The 20785-nt window shown below is 62.1% G+C and carries 17 protein-coding genes; 12 read left to right on the top strand and 5 right to left on the bottom strand.

The window, feature by feature from the left end; all coding sequences use genetic code 11:
• Positions 1 to 14: 14 nt before the first annotated feature.
• Positions 15 to 3518, top strand: a complete 3504-nt coding sequence (locus tag ACFPN2_RS11420) for a PAS domain-containing hybrid sensor histidine kinase/response regulator (RefSeq protein ID WP_380596728.1) — start codon at positions 15 to 17, stop codon at positions 3516 to 3518.
• Here the strand turns inward: ACFPN2_RS11420 and ACFPN2_RS11415 are convergent.
• Positions 3460 to 4110, bottom strand: coding sequence for a LuxR C-terminal-related transcriptional regulator (locus ACFPN2_RS11415; RefSeq protein ID WP_380596727.1), 651 nt, complete (start codon positions 4108 to 4110; stop codon positions 3460 to 3462). The genes ACFPN2_RS11420 and ACFPN2_RS11415 overlap by 59 nt on opposite strands.
• 212 nt (positions 4111 to 4322) lie before the next feature.
• Between ACFPN2_RS11415 and ACFPN2_RS11410 the strand changes: the two genes are divergently transcribed.
• The 6 genes from ACFPN2_RS11410 (at position 4323) to ACFPN2_RS11385 (ending at position 11570) form a co-directional block, all read left to right on the top strand.
• Positions 4323 to 5675 carry a DcaP family trimeric outer membrane transporter gene (locus tag ACFPN2_RS11410; RefSeq protein WP_380596726.1) on the top strand — a complete coding sequence of 451 codons (1353 nt, stop codon included), beginning with the start codon at positions 4323 to 4325 and terminating at the stop codon, positions 5673 to 5675.
• A 30-nt stretch (positions 5676 to 5705) separates the two neighbouring features.
• Positions 5706 to 7379: an MFS transporter gene (locus ACFPN2_RS11405; RefSeq protein WP_380596725.1), complete on the top strand. Its 1674-nt coding sequence runs from the start codon at positions 5706 to 5708 to the stop codon at positions 7377 to 7379.
• Between the two features lie 69 nt (positions 7380 to 7448).
• Positions 7449 to 9104 (top strand): IPT/TIG domain-containing protein, encoded by a 1656-nt coding sequence (locus ACFPN2_RS11400; RefSeq protein WP_380596724.1) that lies wholly within the window; start codon positions 7449 to 7451, stop codon positions 9102 to 9104.
• Positions 9105 to 9112: 8 nt separating this feature from the next.
• Positions 9113 to 9925, top strand: a complete 813-nt coding sequence (locus ACFPN2_RS11395) for a hypothetical protein (protein WP_380596723.1) — start codon at positions 9113 to 9115, stop codon at positions 9923 to 9925.
• A gap of 6 nt (positions 9926 to 9931) precedes the next feature.
• Complete coding sequence (locus tag ACFPN2_RS11390; protein ID WP_380596722.1) at positions 9932 to 10363, top strand: GNAT family N-acetyltransferase; 432 nt, start codon at positions 9932 to 9934, stop codon at positions 10361 to 10363.
• 85 nt (positions 10364 to 10448) lie between these two features.
• On the top strand, positions 10449 to 11570 hold the full coding sequence (locus ACFPN2_RS11385) for an aminotransferase class I/II-fold pyridoxal phosphate-dependent enzyme (protein ID WP_380596721.1): 1122 nt from the start codon (positions 10449 to 10451) through the stop codon (positions 11568 to 11570).
• 39 nt (positions 11571 to 11609) lie between these two features.
• Here the strand turns inward: ACFPN2_RS11385 and ACFPN2_RS11380 are convergent, their stop codons facing one another.
• Positions 11610 to 11975, bottom strand: coding sequence for a hypothetical protein (locus ACFPN2_RS11380; protein ID WP_380596720.1), 366 nt, complete (start codon positions 11973 to 11975; stop codon positions 11610 to 11612).
• A gap of 95 nt (positions 11976 to 12070) precedes the next feature.
• Between ACFPN2_RS11380 and ACFPN2_RS11375 the strand changes: the two genes are divergently transcribed.
• Together ACFPN2_RS11375 and ACFPN2_RS11370 are read left to right on the top strand one after the other, a co-directional pair.
• Entirely contained in the window at positions 12071 to 14068 is a 1998-nt protein-coding gene (locus tag ACFPN2_RS11375; protein ID WP_380596719.1) for a CocE/NonD family hydrolase, read from the top strand.
• Between the two features lie 154 nt (positions 14069 to 14222).
• A complete protein-coding gene (locus ACFPN2_RS11370) occupies positions 14223 to 15146 on the top strand; it encodes an aspartyl/asparaginyl beta-hydroxylase domain-containing protein (RefSeq protein ID WP_380596718.1) in 924 nt (307 codons plus the stop codon).
• Between the two features lie 7 nt (positions 15147 to 15153).
• Here the strand turns inward: ACFPN2_RS11370 and ACFPN2_RS11365 are convergent, their stop codons facing one another.
• Positions 15154 to 15780 (bottom strand): glutathione S-transferase family protein, encoded by a 627-nt coding sequence (locus tag ACFPN2_RS11365; protein WP_380596717.1) that lies wholly within the window; start codon positions 15778 to 15780, stop codon positions 15154 to 15156.
• A gap of 109 nt (positions 15781 to 15889) precedes the next feature.
• Between ACFPN2_RS11365 and ACFPN2_RS11360 the strand changes: the two genes are divergently transcribed.
• A complete protein-coding gene (locus ACFPN2_RS11360) occupies positions 15890 to 16249 on the top strand; it encodes a DUF1428 domain-containing protein (RefSeq protein ID WP_380596716.1) in 360 nt (119 codons plus the stop codon).
• 167 nt (positions 16250 to 16416) lie between these two features.
• Here the strand turns inward: ACFPN2_RS11360 and ACFPN2_RS11355 are convergent, their stop codons facing one another.
• A complete protein-coding gene (locus ACFPN2_RS11355; RefSeq protein ID WP_380596715.1) occupies positions 16417 to 16572 on the bottom strand; it encodes a hypothetical protein in 156 nt (51 codons plus the stop codon).
• 287 nt (positions 16573 to 16859) lie between these two features.
• Positions 16860 to 17717 (bottom strand): D-alanyl-D-alanine endopeptidase, encoded by an 858-nt coding sequence (gene pbpG, locus ACFPN2_RS11350; RefSeq protein ID WP_380596714.1) that lies wholly within the window; start codon positions 17715 to 17717, stop codon positions 16860 to 16862.
• A 146-nt stretch (positions 17718 to 17863) separates the two neighbouring features.
• Between pbpG and ACFPN2_RS11345 the strand changes: the two genes are divergently transcribed.
• Together ACFPN2_RS11345 and ACFPN2_RS11340 are read left to right on the top strand one after the other, a co-directional pair.
• Positions 17864 to 19285 (top strand): MATE family efflux transporter, encoded by a 1422-nt coding sequence (locus ACFPN2_RS11345; RefSeq protein WP_380596713.1) that lies wholly within the window; start codon positions 17864 to 17866, stop codon positions 19283 to 19285.
• Positions 19286 to 19643: 358 nt separating this feature from the next.
• Positions 19644 to 20783 carry an efflux RND transporter periplasmic adaptor subunit gene (locus tag ACFPN2_RS11340; RefSeq protein ID WP_380596712.1) on the top strand — a complete coding sequence of 380 codons (1140 nt, stop codon included), beginning with the start codon at positions 19644 to 19646 and terminating at the stop codon, positions 20781 to 20783.
• Positions 20784 to 20785 lie beyond the last annotated feature (2 nt).

The following is a 20785-nucleotide window of genomic DNA, read 5'->3' as shown; positions in this document are numbered from 1 at the left end:
CGTATTATGCGGCCATGATCTCGGGATGGGGGCTCCTGGTCGCTTCGCTGGCCTACGTTTGTGGCCTGTTCTTCATTGCATGGTGGGGCGACCGCCGTCGTTTCTATCCCGAACATGCCCGGCTGCGGCCGCTGATCTACAGCCTGGCGCTGGCGGTGTACTGCTCGAGCTGGACATTCTATGGCGCTGTCGGCAGCGCCGTGCGCGACGGCCTCGGCTACTTGCCTATCTATATCGGGCCGTTGCTGTTGTTCCTGTTCCTGCTGCCGTTCTTCGAGCGGCTGGTGCGCATGGCCAAGCAGCAGAACGCCACCTCCATTTCCGATCTGCTCGCCGCCCGTTTCGGCCGTTCTCCACAAATCGCGGTCGCGGTCACTCTGATCGCATTGACCGCCGCCATTCCCTACATCGCCCTGCAGTTGAAAGCGATCTCGATGAGCATCGAGGTGCTGTCGGCGGGCGCGCCGGCGCAGAGCGTGGCCTGGTATCGGGATAGCGCGTTGCTGATTGCGTTGATGCTGGCGTTGTTCTCGAGTCTGTTCGGCGCACGTCAGGTCGATGCGACCGAGCATCATCCGGGCATGGTGCTGGCAGTGGCCGCGGAGTCTTTGGTGAAGATCGTGGCCTTACTGTGTGTGGCGGTGTTCGCCCTCACTCAGCTCGACGGCATCGGGCCGTTGCTCGAAACCGCGCGACAGATGCCGTCGGCGGTGGGTCATCCCATTTCATTCGTCACGCAGACGCTGTTGTCGCTGACCGCGATCTTCTGTTTGCCCCGGCAGTTTCAGATCGGCGTGGTGGAGTGCGCCGATGTCGAGGACGTTCGGCATGCACGCTGGTGGTTCTCGATGTATCTGGCGCTGATCAGTCTGGTGGTCGTGCCCATCGCCGCGGCAGCGATTGCCGCCGGCGGCTCAGTCGCGCCGGATTCGTTCGTGTTGTGGCTGCCGCTCAGTGCCGGGCACGATTGGCTGGCATTGCTCGCGTATCTGGGTGGTTTCTCGGCCGCGACCGGCATGGTCATCGTCGCGACCGTCGCGCTGGCCACCATGGTCAGTAACGATCTGGTGCTGCCGGTGATATGGCGCTGGCGACCGCCGGAGCTCGGCGGTCGGAGTCTGGCGGCGGGCGGCATTCTCTGGATTCGACGCGCGGCCATTCTAGCCATCCTGCTGGTCGCGTTCGGATTCTTTCGAGCGGTGCCGAACGGTTCGAGCCTGGCGTCCATCGGCCTGCTCGCATTCGCGGCGGTCGCGCAGTTCGCTCCCGCTGTGGTCAGTGCGGTGTATTGGTCGGGCGCGAGTCGAGTCGGCGTGCTGGCCGGGCTGTGCGGTGGGTTTCTGATTTGGATCTACACGCTGTTGTTGCCGACGTTTGCGAGTGCCGATGGCGTCATGCCGTCATGGATCACGGCAGGTCCGTTCGGGATCGGCGTGCTCGCGCCCCACTCATTATTGGGATTCGCCGGACCGGATGCGCTCACTCACGGGGTGTTCTGGTCGTTGCTCGTGAACATCGCGACGCTGGTGGGCATGTCGTTGTATTCACCGCCTGCCATCGGCGAGCGATTGCAGCTTGCGCCGCGCATCGCGGGCGCCGATGCACGTAGAGCGAAATTGTTGCCGGGCTCGGCGACGATTGCCGATCTGCAAATGCTCGCCGAGCGCCTGCTCGGGCCGGGCGCGGCCCGCTCCTGGTTCGAGCGATACAAACAAGAGCACGAGCGCGACTACTCGCCGACCCAGCGTGCCGACGTTGGATTGTTACAAGGCCTGGAACGCGAGCTCGCGGGCGCGCTCGGTGCGGCATCGGCGCGCATGGTGTTGACCAGCACGCTACGGGGCGCCGGCCTGCAATTCAGCGAAGTCGTCACGCTGTTCGACGAGGCGTCGCAGAAGCTGCGCTTCAACCGCGAAATGCTCGAAGCGATGATGGAGAACATGCCGCAGGGAATCAGCGTCGTCGATGCGGAGATGCGCCTGGTGGCTTGGAATCGTCGCTACGTCGAACTGCTCGACTATCCGCCGGAGCTGATGCGCGCCGGTCGGCCGATTGCCGACTTGATGAGATACAACGCCGCGCGCGGTTGGTACGGGCCGGGCGATGCAGAGACACATGTCGAGAAGCGCCTGGCTCACATGCGCGCGGGCTCCCCACATCTTTCCGAACGACGGCGCGGCGATGGTCGCGTGATCGAAGTGCGCGGACAACCGCTGCCTGATGGTGGTTACGTCAGCACCTTCAATGACGTGACGACTTATAAGCATGTCGAGGACGAGCTGCGCGAGATCAACGAAACATTGGAACAACGCGTGGTCGAGCGAACTCAGCAGCTGGCCGAAGCGACGGCCGTGGCGGAGAAGGCCAATCTCGGCAAGACGCGGTTCCTGGCGGCGGCCAGTCATGACTTGTTACAACCCTTGAATGCCGCGCGCCTGTTCAACGCGGCACTGCGCGGTCAAGCCAATCAGTTGGCGCATCCGCAGGTCGAGCAGTTGGCGGATCGAGTGGAAAACTCGTTGCACGCGGCCGAAGAGTTGCTGGACGGCTTGCTCGATATTTCCAGGTTGGATTCGGGCGCGATTCAGCCGGAGCCGTGCGATTTCTCCGCCGGCACGTTGCTGGATTCCCTGAAGGAACAATTCGCACCGGTGGCTGCGCAGCGCAATCTCGAGTTGCGAGTGCATGCGACCCGCGTGCAGGTGTACACCGACCAGCGGATGCTACGTCGAGTGTTACAAAACTTGATCAGCAATGCTTTGCGTTACACGCGCAGCGGGGGAGTGGTCGTTGGCGTCCGGCGCCGCGCGGACGATCAAGTCGAGTTTCAAGTCATCGACACGGGCCCGGGCATCGCGGCCGAAAGCCAGAGCGTGATCTTCGAAGAGTTCCGGCGGCTCGATCAGCACTCGCCCTGGGGAGAGCGCGGTCTGGGGTTGGGCTTGTCGATCTGCGATCGCATTGCTCACATTCTGCAAACCCAGCTCATCTTGCGCTCGATTCCCGGCAAAGGCAGTGCGTTCAGTGTGCGCGTGGCGCGTGGCAAAGGCATCACTCGCGAGCCGGTGACGACGTCTGCGCCTATCCCGAGCGTTGCAGGATTGCGAGGGTTGCGTGTTTTGTGTGTCGAGGACGATCCAAACATTCTCGATGCCATGCGCGAGTTGCTGACGCGTTGGGGCATCGAGGTGATCTGCGTGGCCACGGCCGAGCAGGCGCGTGAGATCTTGAAGACTCAGCCGATGGATCTGGTGCTCGCCGACTATCACCTGGGCGGCGAGCCGATGGGTCTGGACGTATTGGATGAGCTGGTCCCGAGAGAAGCGGTGCGAATGCGCACGGGCGCGCTGGTCACTGCCGACGGCACGGCTGCTCTGGCTCAGCGCGCGAGTGCGCTGGGATTCCAGGTTTTGCGGAAGCCGCTGCGGCCCGCGGCTTTGCGGGCGCTGATCGTCGCGCTTACGGCTGATCCAGCGAGAGTCGCTGTGCCAGCAGCACGGCTTGCGTCCGATTGCTGACGCCGAGCTTTTGCATCACCGCGCTCACGTGCGCCTTCACGGTCGCTTCGGACACGTCCAGTTCCGCCGCGATCTGCTTGTTCAACAGACCTGACGACAGCATCGACAGCACCCGAAACTGTTGGGGCGTGAGCGTGGCGAGCCGCGCCGTCGCGTCGATCTCTTGCTGATCCAGCGGCGTTGGATCGCCGCCCGTCGTCGCTGACGCGGGCAACCACGTGTCGCCGCCGAGCACGGTGCGTAATGCGGTGACGATGATATCGATGGAAGCGGACTTGGGCACGAACGCGGCAGCGCCATGGCCCAGGGCCCGCTGCATGATGCGTCGGTCCTCGCGTGCCGAAATCACCACGATGGGCACCGTAGGAAAATTCGCTCGGGCCTGCACCAGCGCATTGAAGCCTTGCGCACCCGGCATGTTCAGGTCCAGCAGCAACAGCTCGGGATCCGGATGGGCATCGAGCGCCGCGAACAGCGTGTGCACGGTGTCGGCCTCGACGATCTGAGCGCCGGGAACGGCCTGCGCCACCGCGAGCTTCAAGGCGTCACGAAACAGGGGATGGTCGTCGGCAATCAGAACGGCGCGCTTCATTGAGCGCGCAATACTCCATGCTTGTGTCACTTGCGGCAACTCCATTGCGCAAGACTGATGAAACCCGACGGCGTCAAGCCTCCGCCAAGCCGCGCTCACTCACTATTCGACTTTCGTCGAATAGCGTCGCCGCCGGCTTCGACCAAAGATGAATGGCCGGTCCGCAAGCCGTGCGCGCATGCTCGCGCCGACTTGTCATCGGGGGATGGACAATGATCGAGCTACGGAAGGTTCTGATCGTGTCGGCCATGGCCGCTACCGGCATGGCGGGCGGGCCGCTGACAGCATGGGCCGCGGATACCGCGCCCGACGATCAGCAGCGCAAGTTGGAAGCGCGAGTCGAAGAACTGGAGCGACAACTGCGCGAGCTGACTCAAAAGATGTCGGGGACACCCGCGCCGGCCAGCGCCGTCGCGAAAGCCACGTCTCCCGCCGATGCACCCAGTATTCAGACCAAGCCCATCGCTCCAAACGCGTCGCCGGGCACACGCTTCTTTTATAGCGGCTTCATCAAGCTCGACGGCATGTGGTCCGACTATGAGGATGGCGAGATCGCCGATGGCAGCATCGGTCGCGATTTCTATCTGCCGTCGACCATTCCTGTCGGCGGCGCGAGTGAAGGCGTGGACCTCGACTCGCATATCAAACAGTCGCGTTTCATCTTCGGCACCGACACGGATGTGGCTGGCGGTCAGCTGTTGTCGACGCGGCTGGAAGTGGATTTGTACGGTTCATCGCTCGGCGACGAGCGGGCCACCAACACGTACGGCGTGCAGGTCCGGCACGCATACATTCAATATGGCCGGTGGCTGGTCGGTCAGACGTGGACCAATTTCATGGACGCGACCACGCTGCCGGAGACCGCGGACTTCATCGGCCCCACCGATGGCACGGTGTTCGTGCGCGAGCCGATGGTTCGATACACGCTCGGCAACTGGTCGTTCTCAGCAGAAAATCCCGAGACGACCATTACTCCGTTCGGCGGCGGCACGCGCATCGCTTCGGATGACAACAATATTCCCGATTTCACGGCGGCCTACACTTGGAAGCTCGGCAGCCGTGGTTTTTTGCGCGCGGCGGGGCTGGTACGTCAGTTGAAATATGAAACGACCGGTGTCGCCGCGGTGAACGACTCGACGCAGGGCGCGGCCTTGTCGCTGGCGGGCAAGATCAATTTCGGCAAGGACGATCTGCGCTTTGCGATCACCGGCGGCGACGGGCTCGGGCGTTATGTCGGGGTCAACTTCGCGAACGACGCGGTCCTGACTGCCAATGGCGAGTTGGAAACGATTTCTGGCTGGGCCGCGTTCGCTGCCTGGCGGCATGTGTGGAATGACCGGGTGCGCAGCACCTTGATGTTGTCGGCTTCGGATTACGACAATGATGTGCGCTTGACCGGGGGCAGTGCCAACCGGTCGAGCTGGTCGTGGGCCTTCAATACATTTTATTCGCCGCTGGCCAAGCTCGATCTCGGGGTCGAGCTGCGCGGGGCCGAGCGAGAGATCGAGAGCGGCGCGAGCGGTTCGATGCGGCGTGTGCAAGCGGTCGCGAAATATTCATTCTAAGGGTCGAGAGGGGTTCGAGAGGGGATCAACATGGCTACCACACCACAGACGCTGTCGCAGCCCGCCGCTGGCGGCATCGACAAATCGCACCGGCGCGTGATCTTCGCGTCCTCGCTCGGCACCGTGTTCGAATGGTACGACTTCTATTTATATGGCTCGTTGTCGGCCATCATTTCCAAACAGTTCTTCTCCGGCGTGAATGAGACCACCGGTTTCATTTTCGCGCTGCTGGCGTTCGCGGCGGGCTTCTTCGTGCGACCGTTCGGCGCGCTGGTGTTCGGCCGGCTCGGCGATCTGATCGGTCGCAAGCACACCTTCCTGATCACTATCGTGATCATGGGCGCGTCGACCGCCATCGTCGGCATGTTGCCGAGTTACGCGGCCATCGGCGTCGCGGCCCCTGTCATTCTGATCCTGTTGCGATTGTTACAAGGCCTCGCGCTCGGCGGTGAGTACGGCGGTGCGGCCACGTATGTCGCCGAGCATGCGCCCGATGGCAAGCGCGGCTTGTACACGAGCTGGATTCAAACCACCGCGACCATGGGTTTGTTTCTTTCGCTGCTGGTGATTCTGATCTGTCGGGTCTCGCTCGGCGATCAGTTCGAGGTGTGGGGCTGGCGCATTCCGTTCCTGATCTCGATCGTGCTGCTCGGCATCTCGGTGTACATCCGTCTGCAATTGCAGGAGTCGCCGGCGTTCCTCGAGATCAAGAACGAAGGCAAGCTGTCGACCGCGCCGCTCACCGAAGCGTTCGGCAACTGGACCAATCTGAAAATCGTGCTGCTGGCGTTGTTCGGCGCGACCGCCGGTCAAGCGGTCGTGTGGTACGGCGGTCAGTTCTATGCGCTGTTCTTCCTGGAGAAGATCCTGCAGGTCGATGCCAAGGCCGCGAATCTGATCATCGCCGCCGCCTTGTTGATCGGCACGCCGTTCTTCGTGATCTTCGGCGGGCTGTCGGACCGCATCGGTCGCAAGAGCATCGTCATGGCGGGCTGCATCCTCGCCGCCCTGACTTATTTCCCCGTGTTCAAAGGCCTCACGCATTTCGCCAATCCGGCGCTGGAGCGTGCGGTCGAGAGCGCGCCGGTGACGGTGATCGCCGATCCCGCGGATTGCTCGTTCCAGTTCGATCCGGTCGGCAAGAAGGCGTTCACGCAGTCGTGCGACGTGGCGAAATCGGTGCTCGCGAAGACCGGCGTGCCCTATACAAATGAAGCGGCCCCGGCCGGATCGGTGGCCCGCGTGCGCATCGGCACAGGCGACGGCGCCGTCATGCTCGACTCGTTCCCGGGCAACACGCTCGGGAAGCCTGAATTCAAGACGGCCAACGACAGTTTCACCGCGCAGCTGAAGGGCGCGCTGAGCAAGGCGGGCTACCCGGCCAAGGCCAACATGGCTGAAGTGAATTACCCGATGGTGATCGCGCTGTGCACGTACCTGGTCATCCTGGTGACCATGGTCTACGGGCCGATCGCGGCGTGGCTGGTGGAGCTGTTCCCGACCCGCATCCGTTACACCTCCATGTCGCTGCCTTATCACATCGGCAACGGCTGGTTCGGCGGCTTCCTGCCGGTCACCTCGTTCGCCATCGTGGCGGCCACCGGCAACATCTATAACGGCCTGTGGTACCCCATCGTGGTGGCGGTCATGACGGCCATTATCGGCACGCTGTTTCTTAAGGAGACCAAGGATCGGGGCTTGTGAGACACTAGCGGCACATACATCCCGTATTCAGCTTGATCGGGTAGCATCGCGCGTTCCTTGGGACGCGCGATGCGCCTGTTTTTGGGAGACAAAGTGCACTATCTACCCGGTGCCCGCCGCGTAGCAGGGTTTTTATTGTTCGGATTGCTGGCCGGTTGCGGCGGCGGCGGTGGCGGCGACGATTCCGCCCCGGTCCAAATCTCCACCAATGCGATTGCTTTCAGCGCCACCGGCCCGAGCGCCGCAGTGCCGGCCTCGCAGACCTTTACGGCGACTTTCGGCAAGGACGTCGTGCAGCTGGCGGTGGTCCATAGCGGTGACGCGATCGCTGCCACCAGCTCGGTTCAAAGCGGTCGGAGCGCCACGATCACTGTGGTCCCCGCATCGCCCGCGGCCATCGGCCCCGGCGTGTTCCAAGGGGCGGTGGCGGTCACCGGTTACACCTGCGCCGATACGACCTGCAGCCGGATGGCGGCTGGCAGCTCGGCCACACTGCTGGTCAATTATCAGGTCTCGCCGGTCATTCAGAGTGTCACACCCTACGTGACTCCCTCGGGCGTGAGCGACACGGTCATCATTCGCGGCCTGGGTTTCCAGGCGTTCAGCAGCCCGACCGTGAGATTCGGCGACACGGCGGCCACGTCGGTCACCATCAACACCGCCGGCACCGAGTTGAGCGCCACGTATCCAGCGTTGGCCGCCGGCACCTACACCGTGCATCTCGATGCGACCAACCATACCGGCGAGGTGCCTTCGAACGTCGCGTTGCGAGTGGTCGATCCGGTCGCGTTCGCGGCCACGACGCTCGATCATCCGGCATCGACCACCGCTGTGCGCCGGCTGGTTTATGACGCCGAGAGACAGGCCTTGCTGTCGGTGACCGATACTGCGCCGGTCAATCTGATCAATCGTTATCAATATGCGAACGGAGCCTGGGGTGCGCCGACCGAATCGGCTCACGGATTTGTCGATGCTGCGTTGACGGCCGATGGCACGCGGTTGTTAGCTATCAACCCCACCTCGGTGGTGCCGATGGATCCGGTGACGCTCGCATTGGGCACGGGCCTCGATGCGCCGTCGCTGGTCACCAACTCGGCGCTGAAAAACATCGTGGTGGGTTACGACAATCAAGCGCTGATCACCACGAGCCTCACCACCAGCGGCTCGACGCAGGGCTATCTCTACGATCCGGCCGCGGGCACCGTGTTGTTGAACGGCACCTCGCTGAACAACGCCACGCCCGTGATGGCCGGCAACGGTGTGGGTGCCGTTGTCGTGCAGGGTGACCCCACGCTCACCAGCGATGTGGCCTCCTATGTGTACTCGTCGTCGAGCCATGCCTTTTCGTCCACCGGCACGCCGACGCTGCGTCAAAACACCGTTGCACCGGCGGTGGGTCGTTCCTTCAATCGGGTGGTGCTGAACGGCACCAAAGTTTATGACGGCAATTTCTCGTTGCTGGGCACCCTGCCGGACACCACGACCGCGGTCGTGCTGAGATCTGATGGCAATCGCGCTTATGCCTACGATTCCGCTGCCGGCGGCATTCTCGTTTATGACATCAGCGTCGATCGCGACGAAGCCGCGTACACCGCGCTGGGGGCGGTCACGCCGCTCGCGGCCGATCCGGGCACGGGGTTGCAAATGATCATCACGCCCGATGGCGGCACTTTGTTCATCGGTGGCAGCCTGCGCATCGTCGTGCAGCCCACGCCGGCCCAGTGAGCACAACCATGAACTCACAAAAGCTTTGTCTCGGTGCTTCACTGCTGGCCGCTCTGCAGTTGATCACTAACGTCGCGACGGCGGCGGAACCCGCGCAGCGCGCAGTGCAGACAACCAATTGGTCGCTCGGCCTGGTCGCGAGCGATAGCGACACGAAAGACAGTACGTCGAACGGCACGTTCGGCGTCAACGGCATTGCGACGCTGCCTATCGGCGATCTGTTTGGCGCGTCCGTGCAGGGCAATTACTCGCGAACCACGGCGCGTACCAGCGACGTGTTGTTCGACGTGGCGTCTGAGAATTCCTCGCGTCAGACCTGCCGGTTCAATAACAGCGACGCGGCGGTGAGCGTGTTTGCGCGCAAGCCGACGCTGGGCCGGATCTCGGCGTCGTACGGCAAGGGCAGTGTGAGTTCCGATTGCGGCGACGAGTCGGTGTTCGTTTCCACCGGCGACGACAGCATGGGCATCGATTACTACCGCGTCGCCGCCGAAGCGTATCTGTGGAACTTCACGCTCGGCGCCGTGCATACCTCCACCGAGCCGGAAGACGGCGAGAAGCTGGAGTCGGATATTTTCAACGCCAGCTGGTACCCGCTCGACAACCTGAAGGTCACGCTGTCCGGCGGCGATCTGTACGACCAGGACACGTACGGCATCGAGATCGAGCATCAGCCCGAGTTCATGGGCAACTCGCTCGGCGTCGCGCTGGGATACTCGGTGATCGATCGCGACCAGGAGATCGGCACCATCAACTTCAGCGTGGTGTATCACTTCGGTCCCAAGGTCGAGCTGAAGCGGCGGGATCGCTCCTATCGGTAACCGCTCATGAGCGAACAATGGCTGTTCGAGCAGGACACGATCGACTGGCAGGAGCTGTCGATCCTGTACCGGATCGCGCCATTGGGCGACAAGAGCGCCGACCATCTGCGACTGGTGTTCGGCAACAGCCGCATCAAATGTTTCGTGCTCGAGGACGGCAAGCTGATCGGCGCCGGCCGTGCGCTGGCCGACGGCCGCGACTGTTCCTATCTCTGTGACATCGTCGTGCACCCGGAGCATCAGGGGCGCGGTCTGGGCAAGGCGCTGGTCGCGAAGCTGACCGAGCTGTCGGCCGGTCATCGCAAAATCATTCTGTACGCCAACCCGGGCAAGGAAGGGTTCTATCGCAAGCTCGGCTTTCGGCCGATGCTGACCGCGATGGCGAAATTCGAGGACGAGCGGCGGGCCATCGATACGGGGCTGGTGGCCGGCGACTGAGCTTCGCCGCGTCGTTCAACCCATTGCGGGCCCGCGTTGCCGGTTTCATAGTCGGCCGCTGGGGCAGTCATCGGGGAGCTGGACCATGCTGAGTCGTCGTTCCTTCATGCGGCAGTTGGGCGTGGCGGGGGCCGCTGGTGTTTATTTCGGCGAGACGCTGCTCGCTGCGACCGCCGAGGCTGCCGATGGCGCAGCCAAGCCATCCTCCCGGGTCTGGCTGGACGCTAACGAGAACTCCGCCGGTCCACCGCGCGCGGCAATCGATGCCATGGTGCAGAACGCACCTCACACCTGGCGATATCACTTCGACGAGTTCGGCGCGCTGTCGCAGGCCATCGCGGCGAGCGAACAGATCTCGCCGCAGCAGGTGCTGTTCGGTGTGGGATCGAGCGAGGTGATTGCTTCGGCGATCTGCGCATTCGCCACCGACACCAAGCCCATGATCACCGCCTTGCCCACCTACGACATCATCGTGCAACTGGCTCGCGCGATGGGCAAAGCCGTGGTCGAGATTCCTTTGACGCCGCAGTGGTCCTATCCAGTGAAGCAGTTGGTGGAGGAGGCGAAGAAGGCGGGCGGCGGCTTGATCTATCTGTGCAACCCGAACAATCCCACCGGCTCGATCACGCCGGTGGAGGACGTGCGCTGGCTGGTGGCCAACTTGCCGCCGGACACCGTGTTGTTTGTCGACGAGGCCTATCTGGAATTCGCCGATCCGGCCAAGGTCGAGAGCGCGATTAAATACGTGCGCGACGACAAGAGCGTGATCGTCTCCCGCACCTTCTCGAAGATCTACGGCATGGCGGGCGTACGCGCCGGCTTCGGCTGTGCACGTCCGGATCTGATCTCGGCCATGAATCCCTTCATGGACAACGTCATTCCCTACCTGGGCGTGCGGGCCGCGATGGCGGCCTTGCAGGAAAAAGCCACGCTGATCCCCGAGCGCCGCAAAAACAATGCACGGATTCGCGGCGAGCTGTGCCAGTGGCTGGATCAGAACAAAGTGCGTTACATCCCCTCGCAGGCCAACTTTCTGATGATCGACGTGAAGCGCGAGGTGCGAGGGTTCAGCAGCGCGATGTATCGGGAGGGTGTGGCAGTCGGTCGTCCGTTCCCGCCGCTCTCCACCATGCTTCGCGTGACCATCGGCAATGACGCCGACATGCAGCGCTTCCGGCAGGCGTTCTTGAAGGTGTACTCGGCCTGAGCGAGCGCCGTTCGGGGATTCCCTGTATCGACGCGGCGCTCAGCCGTTCGCGACTTTATCGACGGGCTCGAGCTCTATCGGCGGCGCTTGTTTGATCTCTTCTCGTCGCAAGCCGAGCCGCGGGATGGGCTCGTCGCCATGAAAGCGCTGAGCGGTGATCTCCAGCCAGCGCTCGATGTGCCGGCAGAAGCGCTCGATCGCGAGGTTGCGATAGAACACCAGGCCCGTGCCTTCGTACATTTGCTCCTGCGCCGGCGACACGTGATACCACCATTGCAGCCGGTCCATGCGATCGCCATCCAGATACGGCAACGTGATCGAGAACCGACGGCCGTTGCGAGTCGGCTCGGTTTCAGCGAACGCAAAGTAATCCTCGAGAGCGCGCGGTAGTTCGAGTTGCGGCATCCGGGCTAGGCGTACGGGGGAGACGTTTCCGATCATAGCGAGTGTCGCTATTTAGATCCACGGTTTACCGCAATGAGCACACGCGTTGCCCGTGTATGACACGAACCACTAAGCTCGCACGCTGCATCGTTTCCGTGCATAGGGAGAGAAAGGTGTCCCAACGAATCATCCGTGGGCTCGCGTGCGTGCTCGCTTTGAGCCTCGGCGTGCAAGCCGGCGCGTCGCAACTGGTCAAGACACTGCCGAGCGAGACGCCGGAGAAGTTCACGCCGAACGTCGACAGCTTCGACTACACCAAGCGCGAGGTCATGATCCCGATGCGCGACGGCGTGAAGCTCAAGACCTTCATCCTGATTCCCCGGAGCGCCACCAAGGACGCCAAGGCGCCCATCATCATGACTCGCACGCCCTATAACGCGGGCGGACGAATCATGCGCTTCAACAGTCCGCGACTGCTGGCGGCCGTGCCGCAGATGAATGACACGACGGTCGAAGCGGGCTACATCGTCGTCTATCAGGACGTGCGCGGGAAATTCGGCTCCGACGGCGATTACGTGATGACGCGTCCGCTGTCGGGCCCGGTGAATCCCACCAAGGTCGATCACGCGACCGACGCGTACGACACTATCGACTGGCTGGTGAAGAACGTCCCGGAAAGTAACGGCCGTGTCGGCACCATCGGCGGCTCGTACGAGGGCTACACCACCGTGATGTCGACGGTGAATCCGCATCCGGCGTTGAAGGTCGCCGTGCCGTTCGCGCCGATGATCGACGGCTGGATGGGCGACGACTGGTTCCATAACGGTGCGTTCCGTCAGGGTGCCGCACTCGAATTCATCTATAACCAGCAGTCCACGCGCAGTGGCGCGTACAAGTGGTGGTTCGGCGAATACGATCTCTACGACGCCTTCCTGCGCGCCGGTTCGGCGGGCGCGATGGCGAAGTCGCGCGGTCTGGATCAGCTCGGCTTCTGGCGTGCGATCTCCGAGCATCCGAGTTACGACCGGTGGTGGCAGGAGCAGGCGGTCGACAAGCTGCTGGCTCAGCAGCCGGTGATCAAAGTGCCGATGATGATCGTCGGCGGCCTGTTCGATCAGGAAGATATTTACGGCAGCCCGGCCCTCTACAAGGCGCTCGCGCCGAAAGATCCGACGGGGCAGCTCATCCACCTCGTGATGGGGCCGTGGAATCACGGCCAGGGACGTCGCGAAGGTCGCGCGTTGGGCGCGCTCGAGTTCAGCGGCGACACCGCCGGCTGGTTTCGTAGCCGGGTGATGCAGCCGTTCCTCGATCATTATTTGAAAGACGCGCCGAAGCCGAAGACCCCGCGTGTGCTGGTGTATGAAACCGGAGCGGACGAGTGGCGTCAGTACGATCATTGGCCGCGCTCGTGTGCCGTTGCTTGCGTGGAGAAGTCGCGCTCGATGTATCTGTTGTCGGGCGGTCGTCTCGGTTTCGACGCGCCGAGCACCGGCACCTACGACGAGTATGTTTCCGATCCGGCGAAGCCCGTGCCGTATCGACCGCGTCCGAATCTGCCGTCGGGGAACGCTGACTCTGGTTGGGGTGAATGGTTGGTCGATGACCAGCGTCACGCGGCCTCGCGCACCGATGTGCTGGTGTATGAAACCGATCCGTTGACCGCGCCGATGCGTGTTGCCGGTCAGCCGATCGCGCGTTTGTTTGCTTCCACCAGCGGCACGGATTCGGATTGGGTGGTGAAGATCATCGACGTGTGGCCGGATGAAGTGCCGTCGAAGCCGAGCATGGGCGGCTATCAACAGATGTTGTCGGCCGACATTTTCCGAGGCCGCTATCGCGCGAATGCTGCCGATCCGCAGCCGCTCGCGGCGAACGAAGCGCTGCACTATGAGATTCCGCTGCCGCAGGTGAACCACACGTTCCAACCGGGTCATCGCATCATGGTGCAGATCCAGTCGAGCTGGTTCCCGCTGTACGACCGCAATCCACAGACCTTCGTGCCGAACATCATGTTCGCCGAGCCGAAGAGCTACGTGAAAGCGACGCAGCGCCTCTGGCGCGCACCGGGCAAGTCGAGTCAGATCGATTTGCCGGTTGTGGCAACGCGCTAATCTTGGATTAACGCGCTGTAATTCATGACTGCAAGGAAAAACTGTCTGAAGCCACAATTGTAAAAAGTTTTAGCGTGTGTGAATTAAGGTTGCGCTCCCGCCGGAGCGCGCCTTAGCCAGCGTGCGCTGCCGGCCATTTGAAATAGGAGGATGCATGTCCTACCTCTATCACTGGCCAAGATTTCTAGTCCTACTCGCCTTCGTTGCCAGCGGCGTGTTCATTCATTTCCGCGGGCGCGTGCGGCATAAACTGTCGCGGCAGTTGCTCGATCACTCGACCATCATGGCGCCGTACAACGCGCTCATGTACTTGTTCTCCGCAGTGCCGAACAAACCGTTCGTCGAGATGAAGCACTTCCCGGCGCTCGAGCCGCTGCGCGACAACTGGGAAATGATTCGCGACGAAGCGATGCTGCTGTTCGACGAGGGCTACATCCGCGCGGCCGAGAAGTACAACGACCTCGGCTTCAATTCATTTTTCCGCACGGGCTGGAAGCGTTTTTATCTCAAGTGGTACGGCGATTTTCTGCCGTCCGCCGAAACGCTGTGCCCCAAGACGGCGAAGTTGCTGGCCAGCATTCCATCGGTGAACGCGGCGATGTTTGCGCTACTGCCGCCGGGGGCGCGGCTGGTCGCGCATCGCGATCCGTTCGCGGGCTCGTTGCGCTATCACCTCGGCCTGTCGACGCCGAACTCGGAAGCGTGCCGCATCGTCGTCGACGGTCAGCTGTACTACTGGAAGGACGGCGAGCCGGTGGTTTTCGATGAAACTTATATTCATCGTGCCGAGAACCAGACCAATCAACAGCGGCTCATCTTGTTTTGCGATGTCGAACGGCCGCTGTCGAATCGTGTGATGGGATGGATCAATCGAACCATCGGTCACGGCATGGTGCGGGCGGCGGCGACGCAGAATGTCGAAGGCGAGAAGGTGGGCGTGCTCAACAAACTGTTCGGCTATGCCTACCAGTTTCGATTGCTGGGCAAGCGCGTCAAGGCGTGGAACCGAACTGCCTACTATGTGATCAAGTGGGTGCTGCTCGGTTCCGTCGCCTATGCGGTGTTCCTGAGAGTGTGACGGCTCGTTACGACTGCCACTCCTTAATATATTTCTCATCCTGGGCAGCCGCGCGTTTGAACGCCGGTCGCGCGGCGCAGCGGCTCACATAGTCTGTGAAAGCCTTGCGCGGCTCGAGCGCCTTTGTCATCAAGCCCCAGCCGATCTGTGAGCCGACATAGACGTCGGCGGCGCTGAAGCGGTCGCCGAGGATGTATGTTCCCGAAGAGACTGCTTTCTCCAGGGCGTTGAGTGTGTCTGCGTAGCTGCCGTAACCCAGGGCGCCGGGGCGATCGACTTGAGGTCGCTTGAACATGTGATCCACGATCGCCGGCTCGACGCAGCCGGCGCCGAAGAACATCCACCGATAATAAGTGCCACGCTCGGGTGAGCTTGTGGGTGGGGCAAGGTTGGCGGAGGGGAAGGCGTCGGCCAGATAGGCGCAGATCGCGGCGGCTTCAGTGATCACGAGGTCGCCATGTTTGATGGCGGGGACTTTGCCCATCGGATTGACGGCGAGATATTCCGCCGTTTTGTGCTCGCCCCGATCGAATCTGAGTAATTGCGTTTTGTAAGGAACGCCCACTTCTTCGAGCATCCAGTGCGCGATGCGGCCGCGGCTCTGGGGATTGTGAAAGAAAGTGATGTCGGCCATGGCTTGAACCCCCCTTCGTTGCTTTGGACGCGCAGTTTAGCGCCGTCTGTTGACAGTGGCGCGGCCGTGGTCGATACACGACTCATCCAACGCAGCAAGGAGAATGGAGATGCCCCGCTACGCCGACGGATTTGTCATCGTCGTTCCGAAGAAGAAGCTCAAAGCCTACGAGGCCATGTCCAGGAAGGCCGGCAAGATCTGGAAGGAATATGGTGCGCTCGAGTACTGCGAGTGTGTCGGCGACGATCTGAAAACCAAATTCGGCACGCCGTTCCCGAAGCTCTGCAAGCCCCAGCCCGGCGAAGTGGTGATCTTTTCCTGGATCCTCTACAAGTCCCGCGCGCATCGCGACAAGGTCAACGCCAAAGTCATGAAGGACCCTCGCCTGCAGCCGGACATGACCGGCGAGATGCCCTTCGACATGAAGCGCATGACGTACGGCGGTTTCACCGTATTCGTCGATTTATAACTTCGAGGTGGCAAGATCCGGGCAGCCTGGCCCGATCCTGCAAGGGGCGGGGATCAGGCGAGAGGCAAACGAATCAAACAAACTTGGGTCCGGTGAGCTCCGCGGCCGCCGCCGGTGCGGACGTGCCGCGGAGTCTGACCTTTAGAGCGCATGACTTAGCGCTCCTGTTACTGCAGCTGAGTCACAGTCACGCTGTAACCAACGTGTTCCATCGAATTGACACCAAAGGCACCGAACGCGAGCGACACAGTGACGATGGCGACCGACAGCAACATGCAAACGGCGCGCTGAGTGGTCTGGCTGGCTTTAGAGACGGCGTACATGACATTTCTCCTGGTTGGTTTGTTACTAACCCGCGTTATTGCGGTGTTCGTAGCTTCTGACGCGAGCGCTTCTCATAGGGTTGCAACGGCAGCCGCAAAAAATGCGGGCTGCCGGTCAACCACAGCTGGTTACCGGTGAATGCGGATAAGCAGGGGAGAAGCGATGCGCCTCGCGCCCTTATTCGGACGCGGCGGGGTCGGGCACCAGTACAGTTGAGATCGGATCGAGGCCTTACACCGGAGAATCAGTAAAGGCCTTAAGCATTGTGATGCAGTTCACACCCGGCTTACTTGCCGGTGCGGGCCATCCGTGTGCCGACGCCGCCTTCGATCCATTTACGCACGCGGCGGGCATCGGCGACGCGGGTCAGCTTGCCGTACGAGTTGAGCAGCACGATCACGGTGGGGCGTTCCTGAATGGTCGCCCGCATGACCAGGCACTGGCCGGCGTCCTGGGTGAAGCCGGTCTTCTGGACCGAAATCTCCCAGTCGTCCTTGGAGGTCAGCGAATTGGTGTTGCGGAATTCGAGCAATTGACGACCCACCGGCACGGTCAGGTGCTCGCTGGTCGAGTACTGCTCGATCAACCGCTCATGTGACGCTGCCATGACGAGCTTGACCAGGTCCGAGGCGGTGGCGACGTTGTCGGCCGACAGACCGGTGGGGTCGACGAAGCGCGAGTTCTTCATGCCCAACTCACGCGCCTTGGCATTCATCGCCTTGAGGCAGGCCGGCAGGCCGCCGGTGTGGGCACGACAGACTGCCTGAGCGGCGCGATTCTCCGACGACATCAGCGCCAGGTGGAGCAGTTCGCCACGGGTGAGCTTGGTGCCGACCTTCAAGCGAGAGGCGGAAGCTTTGGTCTTGTCACGGTCGACCTGCAGGATGGTCACCGTCTCATCCAGCGGCTGCTTGTCCTCGAGCACCACCAGCGCGGTCATCAGCTTGGTGATGGACGCAATCGGCATCACCTTCTGGGGCTGCTTCGAATACAGCACGGTCGCATCGCCCTCGTCCATGACCAGCACGGACGCGGATTTGGTCTGCAGCTTGCCGGAGGGCACGGGCTGGGACCAGGAGAGCGGAGCGAGGAGGAGGGTGGAAGCGGCGAACAGCCAGGAGCGGAAGCGGAAAGTGGTTCGCATCGCTAGAGATCGTGCCTTTAGTTCATGTTGATTCGATAGGCGCAAAGGTAACTCATTTGCAGCGTTTGCGAATGTGAGTTTTTCCCTGGTTGCGTCGGTGGACGCGCGCGGCAAAAAGCTTCGCGATCGGTACAATCGCGCCCCCCATGTCCAGCTCCGCCGAAGTTTCCGCCGCGCAACCCGATCTTTCGTTCTGGCAGGTTGTGCGTCTGTCGTTGCGAGGTCAGCACCTCGATTACACGGCCGTGCCGTTGAATCGTGCCGTGCTGCTGCTGGCCGTGCCCATGGTGCTGGAAATGATCATGGAGTCGCTGTTTGCCGTCGTCGACGTTTTCTGGGTGTCGCGACTCGGCTCCGATGCGATTGCGGTCGTCGGTCTTACCGAGTCGGTGATGACCCTCATCTATGCGGTCGCGATCGGAATTTCCTTTGCGGCCACGGCCATCGTCGCGAGACGCATCGGTGAGCAGGATGCGGCACGGGCTTCACAAGCCGCGGGGCAGATTCTGCTGCTGGGAGCCACGCTTTCAGCAGTGATCGGCCTGATCCTGAGTTACTTCGCGCCGGACATTCTTCGACTGATGGGTGCCAGCGACAACGTCGTGACCATGGGCACCGACTTCGCGCGCCTGATGCTTGGCTGCAACGTGACGGTGTTCATGATCTTCCTGATCAACGCCATTTTTCGCGGCGCCGGCGACGCGGTGCTGGCCATGCGCACGCTGTGGCTGGCGAATGCCTTGAACATCGTGCTCGGTCCATTCTTCATTTTCGGTTGGGGACCGTTTCCGGAAATGGGCGTGACCGGCGCAGCGGTGGCGACCAACATAGGTCGCGGCGTCGGCGTGCTCTATCAGTTGTGGCATCTGGCGGGATTTCACAGCCGCGTCCAGGTTCGGTTGCGCCACTTGCGGCCGGTCTGGGGGGATTTGCAGGCCATCATGAGCACGGCGAGCACGGGCATCGCGCAACTCATGATCGGTACCACGAGCTGGATCGGTCTGTTCAAGATCCTCGCGGCATTCGGTAGCGCGGCGCTGGCCGGCTACACCATCGCCATGCGAATCGTGATGTTCGCTTTGATGCCCGCATGGGGCCTGGCGAATGCGGGCGCGACTTTGGTGGGTCAGAACCTCGGTGCCGGAAAACCGGAGCGCGCCGAGCAGGCCATCTGGCTCGCAACTCGTTTCAATGTGATCTTTCTTGGCGTCGTCGGGCTGGCGTTCGTGCTGGGATCGGGGCCACTGGTTCGGTTATTTACCGACGATCCACCGGTCCTCAAGCACGGCATCCGCGCCTTGTGGATCGTGAGTCTGGCGTTCCCGTTGTATGCAGCCGGCATGTGTCTGGAAGCCGCATTCAACGGGGCCGGCGACACCTGGACGCCGACCCGCCTGAATTTCTTCTGTTTCTGGCTTGGACAGATTCCACTGGCATGGCTGCTGGCGGATTTTTTCGAGCTGGGACCGTTGGGTGTATTCATTGCGGTCCCTATCGGCTTTTCGGTGCTGGCGCTCTGGAGCCTGGCGCTGTTCAGGCGCGGGCGGTGGAAACAGCAGCAGGTGTGACTTCGGACCGCGTTCGCAGAAAGAATTTTGCCTGCCCTGTAACCTTTTGGGATTTCGCCCCGTCCAACCAGGAACCGCGCTCCAAGGCCATGAGGGCTTAGGGGTGCAACTGAACGTCGAGATCGGTGTTCTAACCCTGACCTCGCTCGACTGAAGGACTCCGGTCGTGGAACCAGCAATGAAAAGCAGTGCAAATCAGTCATCCATGCGTTACGAAACCGGCGCGGCTGTTACGCCGTTTCCAACGCGTCCCGTTGAATCCCGGCAGCCGGCTCCGGTTCATGAAGTCGCGCCCGCGGTAAATGAGGGAACGGCTGATGAACATCATCAGGGCGGCGGCTTTACCCGGATCGATCCAATGAAAGCGCTGATCGCGGCGGCAGTGATCGCGGTCCTCGGCGTTGGTGCATGGGTTGCTACACGCAATCCGTCCACGCCGGCGATGGCGGCGCCCGCGCCCAATGCGGCGCCGGTCGAACTCGCGGCGGTCGACGTTGCGCCGGTCGAATCGCGTGTCATTTCTCGCGCATTGCCGTTGTCTGGAAGCATCGCGCCGTTCGTCCAAGCCACGCTGAAATCCAAAGTTGGCGGCGAAGTCGAGCAATTGAAGCTGCGCGAAGGTCAGGACGTGCGTGAAGGCGATGTGATCGCCCGCGTCGACACTCGTAATCTGCAAGCTCAATACGATCGTGAAGAGGCAGCGGTGGAGAAGGCGCGTGCCGATCTCGATCTCGCTCGCCTGAATCGCGATAAGAATCGTCAGCTGCTGGACCAGAAGTTCATTTCGCAAAACACGTTCGAGCAGACCGAGAGCGCGTTCAACGGCAGCGTCGCGAGCTTCAAGCTCGCCGAAGCGCAGGCCCGCGTGGCGAAGATCAATCTGGACGACGCCGTCATTCGCGCGCCGTTCTCCGGCACGATCGCGAAGCGACTGGTGCAACCGGGCGAGAAAGTGTCGCCTGACTCGGCCATCGTGACGCTGGTCGATCTGAAGCAGATGGTGCTGGAAGCGGCCGTGCCTTCGGCGGAGATTCCGTCGGTGCGCGTGGGGCAGAAGGTGAGCTTCAAGGTGGGTGGCTTCGGCGATCGTAAGTTCGAAGGCGAAGTGCAGCGGATCAATCCGGTGACCGCCGACAATTCGCGCTCCATCACTATTTATATCGCCGTGCCCAATCCGGACAGCGCGCTCAAGGGTGGCATGTTCGCGCAAGGCCAGTTGATGCTGAGCTCGGTGCAGCCGGTGCTCGCGGTATCCCAGCGCGCGGTGCGTGACGACGCGGGTGTTTCCTATGTCTACGTTCTGCGCGACCAGAAGATCGTCCGCACGCCGGTGAAGGTCGGCCCGCGTAGTGAGGGCGAGGCTTTCGTCGAAGTCCACGAAGGTCTGAAAGCCGGCGATCAGGTCATCGTCGCTGACATCGGCGATGACAAGGCCGGTGCCGTGGCTCGCGTGCGCAAGATCGAAACGACCGCCAAGACTGAAATCGCCGCTAACTAAGC

Origin of the sequence: Steroidobacter flavus (assembly GCF_042651805.1) — a bacterium.
GTDB classification, from domain to species: Bacteria; Pseudomonadota; Gammaproteobacteria; order Steroidobacterales; family Steroidobacteraceae; genus Steroidobacter; species Steroidobacter flavus.
The sequence above is the reverse complement of the archived record's forward strand: the minus strand, read 5'-3'. Positions and strand labels throughout refer to the sequence as shown.

Excerpts from the sequence above, each read along its gene's own strand:
- ACFPN2_RS11395 (WP_380596723.1), top strand. The coding sequence starts at position 9,113 with ATGAACTCACAAAAGCTTTGTCTCGGTGCTTCACTGCTGGCCGCTCTG.
- ACFPN2_RS11385 (WP_380596721.1), top strand. The coding sequence starts at position 10,449 with ATGCTGAGTCGTCGTTCCTTCATGCGGCAGTTGGGCGTGGCGGGGGCC.
- ACFPN2_RS11415 (WP_380596727.1), bottom strand. The coding sequence starts at position 4,110 with ATGAAGCGCGCCGTTCTGATTGCCGACGACCATCCCCTGTTTCGTGAC.
- ACFPN2_RS11345 (WP_380596713.1), top strand. The coding sequence starts at position 17,864 with ATGTCCAGCTCCGCCGAAGTTTCCGCCGCGCAACCCGATCTTTCGTTC.
- ACFPN2_RS11390 (WP_380596722.1), top strand. The coding sequence starts at position 9,932 with ATGAGCGAACAATGGCTGTTCGAGCAGGACACGATCGACTGGCAGGAG.
- ACFPN2_RS11355 (WP_380596715.1), bottom strand. The coding sequence starts at position 16,572 with ATGTACGCCGTCTCTAAAGCCAGCCAGACCACTCAGCGCGCCGTTTGC.
- ACFPN2_RS11380 (WP_380596720.1), bottom strand. The coding sequence starts at position 11,975 with ATGCCGCAACTCGAACTACCGCGCGCTCTCGAGGATTACTTTGCGTTC.
- ACFPN2_RS11370 (WP_380596718.1), top strand. The coding sequence starts at position 14,223 with ATGTCCTACCTCTATCACTGGCCAAGATTTCTAGTCCTACTCGCCTTC.
- ACFPN2_RS11340 (WP_380596712.1), top strand. The coding sequence starts at position 19,644 with ATGAAAGCGCTGATCGCGGCGGCAGTGATCGCGGTCCTCGGCGTTGGT.
- ACFPN2_RS11405 (WP_380596725.1), top strand. The coding sequence starts at position 5,706 with ATGGCTACCACACCACAGACGCTGTCGCAGCCCGCCGCTGGCGGCATC.
- ACFPN2_RS11420 (WP_380596728.1), top strand. The coding sequence starts at position 15 with ATGATCTCGGGATGGGGGCTCCTGGTCGCTTCGCTGGCCTACGTTTGT.
- ACFPN2_RS11360 (WP_380596716.1), top strand. The coding sequence starts at position 15,890 with ATGCCCCGCTACGCCGACGGATTTGTCATCGTCGTTCCGAAGAAGAAG.
- ACFPN2_RS11410 (WP_380596726.1), top strand. The coding sequence starts at position 4,323 with ATGATCGAGCTACGGAAGGTTCTGATCGTGTCGGCCATGGCCGCTACC.
- ACFPN2_RS11400 (WP_380596724.1), top strand. The coding sequence starts at position 7,449 with ATGCGCCTGTTTTTGGGAGACAAAGTGCACTATCTACCCGGTGCCCGC.
- ACFPN2_RS11365 (WP_380596717.1), bottom strand. The coding sequence starts at position 15,780 with ATGGCCGACATCACTTTCTTTCACAATCCCCAGAGCCGCGGCCGCATC.
- ACFPN2_RS11375 (WP_380596719.1), top strand. The coding sequence starts at position 12,071 with ATGACACGAACCACTAAGCTCGCACGCTGCATCGTTTCCGTGCATAGG.
- pbpG (WP_380596714.1), bottom strand. The coding sequence starts at position 17,717 with ATGCGAACCACTTTCCGCTTCCGCTCCTGGCTGTTCGCCGCTTCCACC.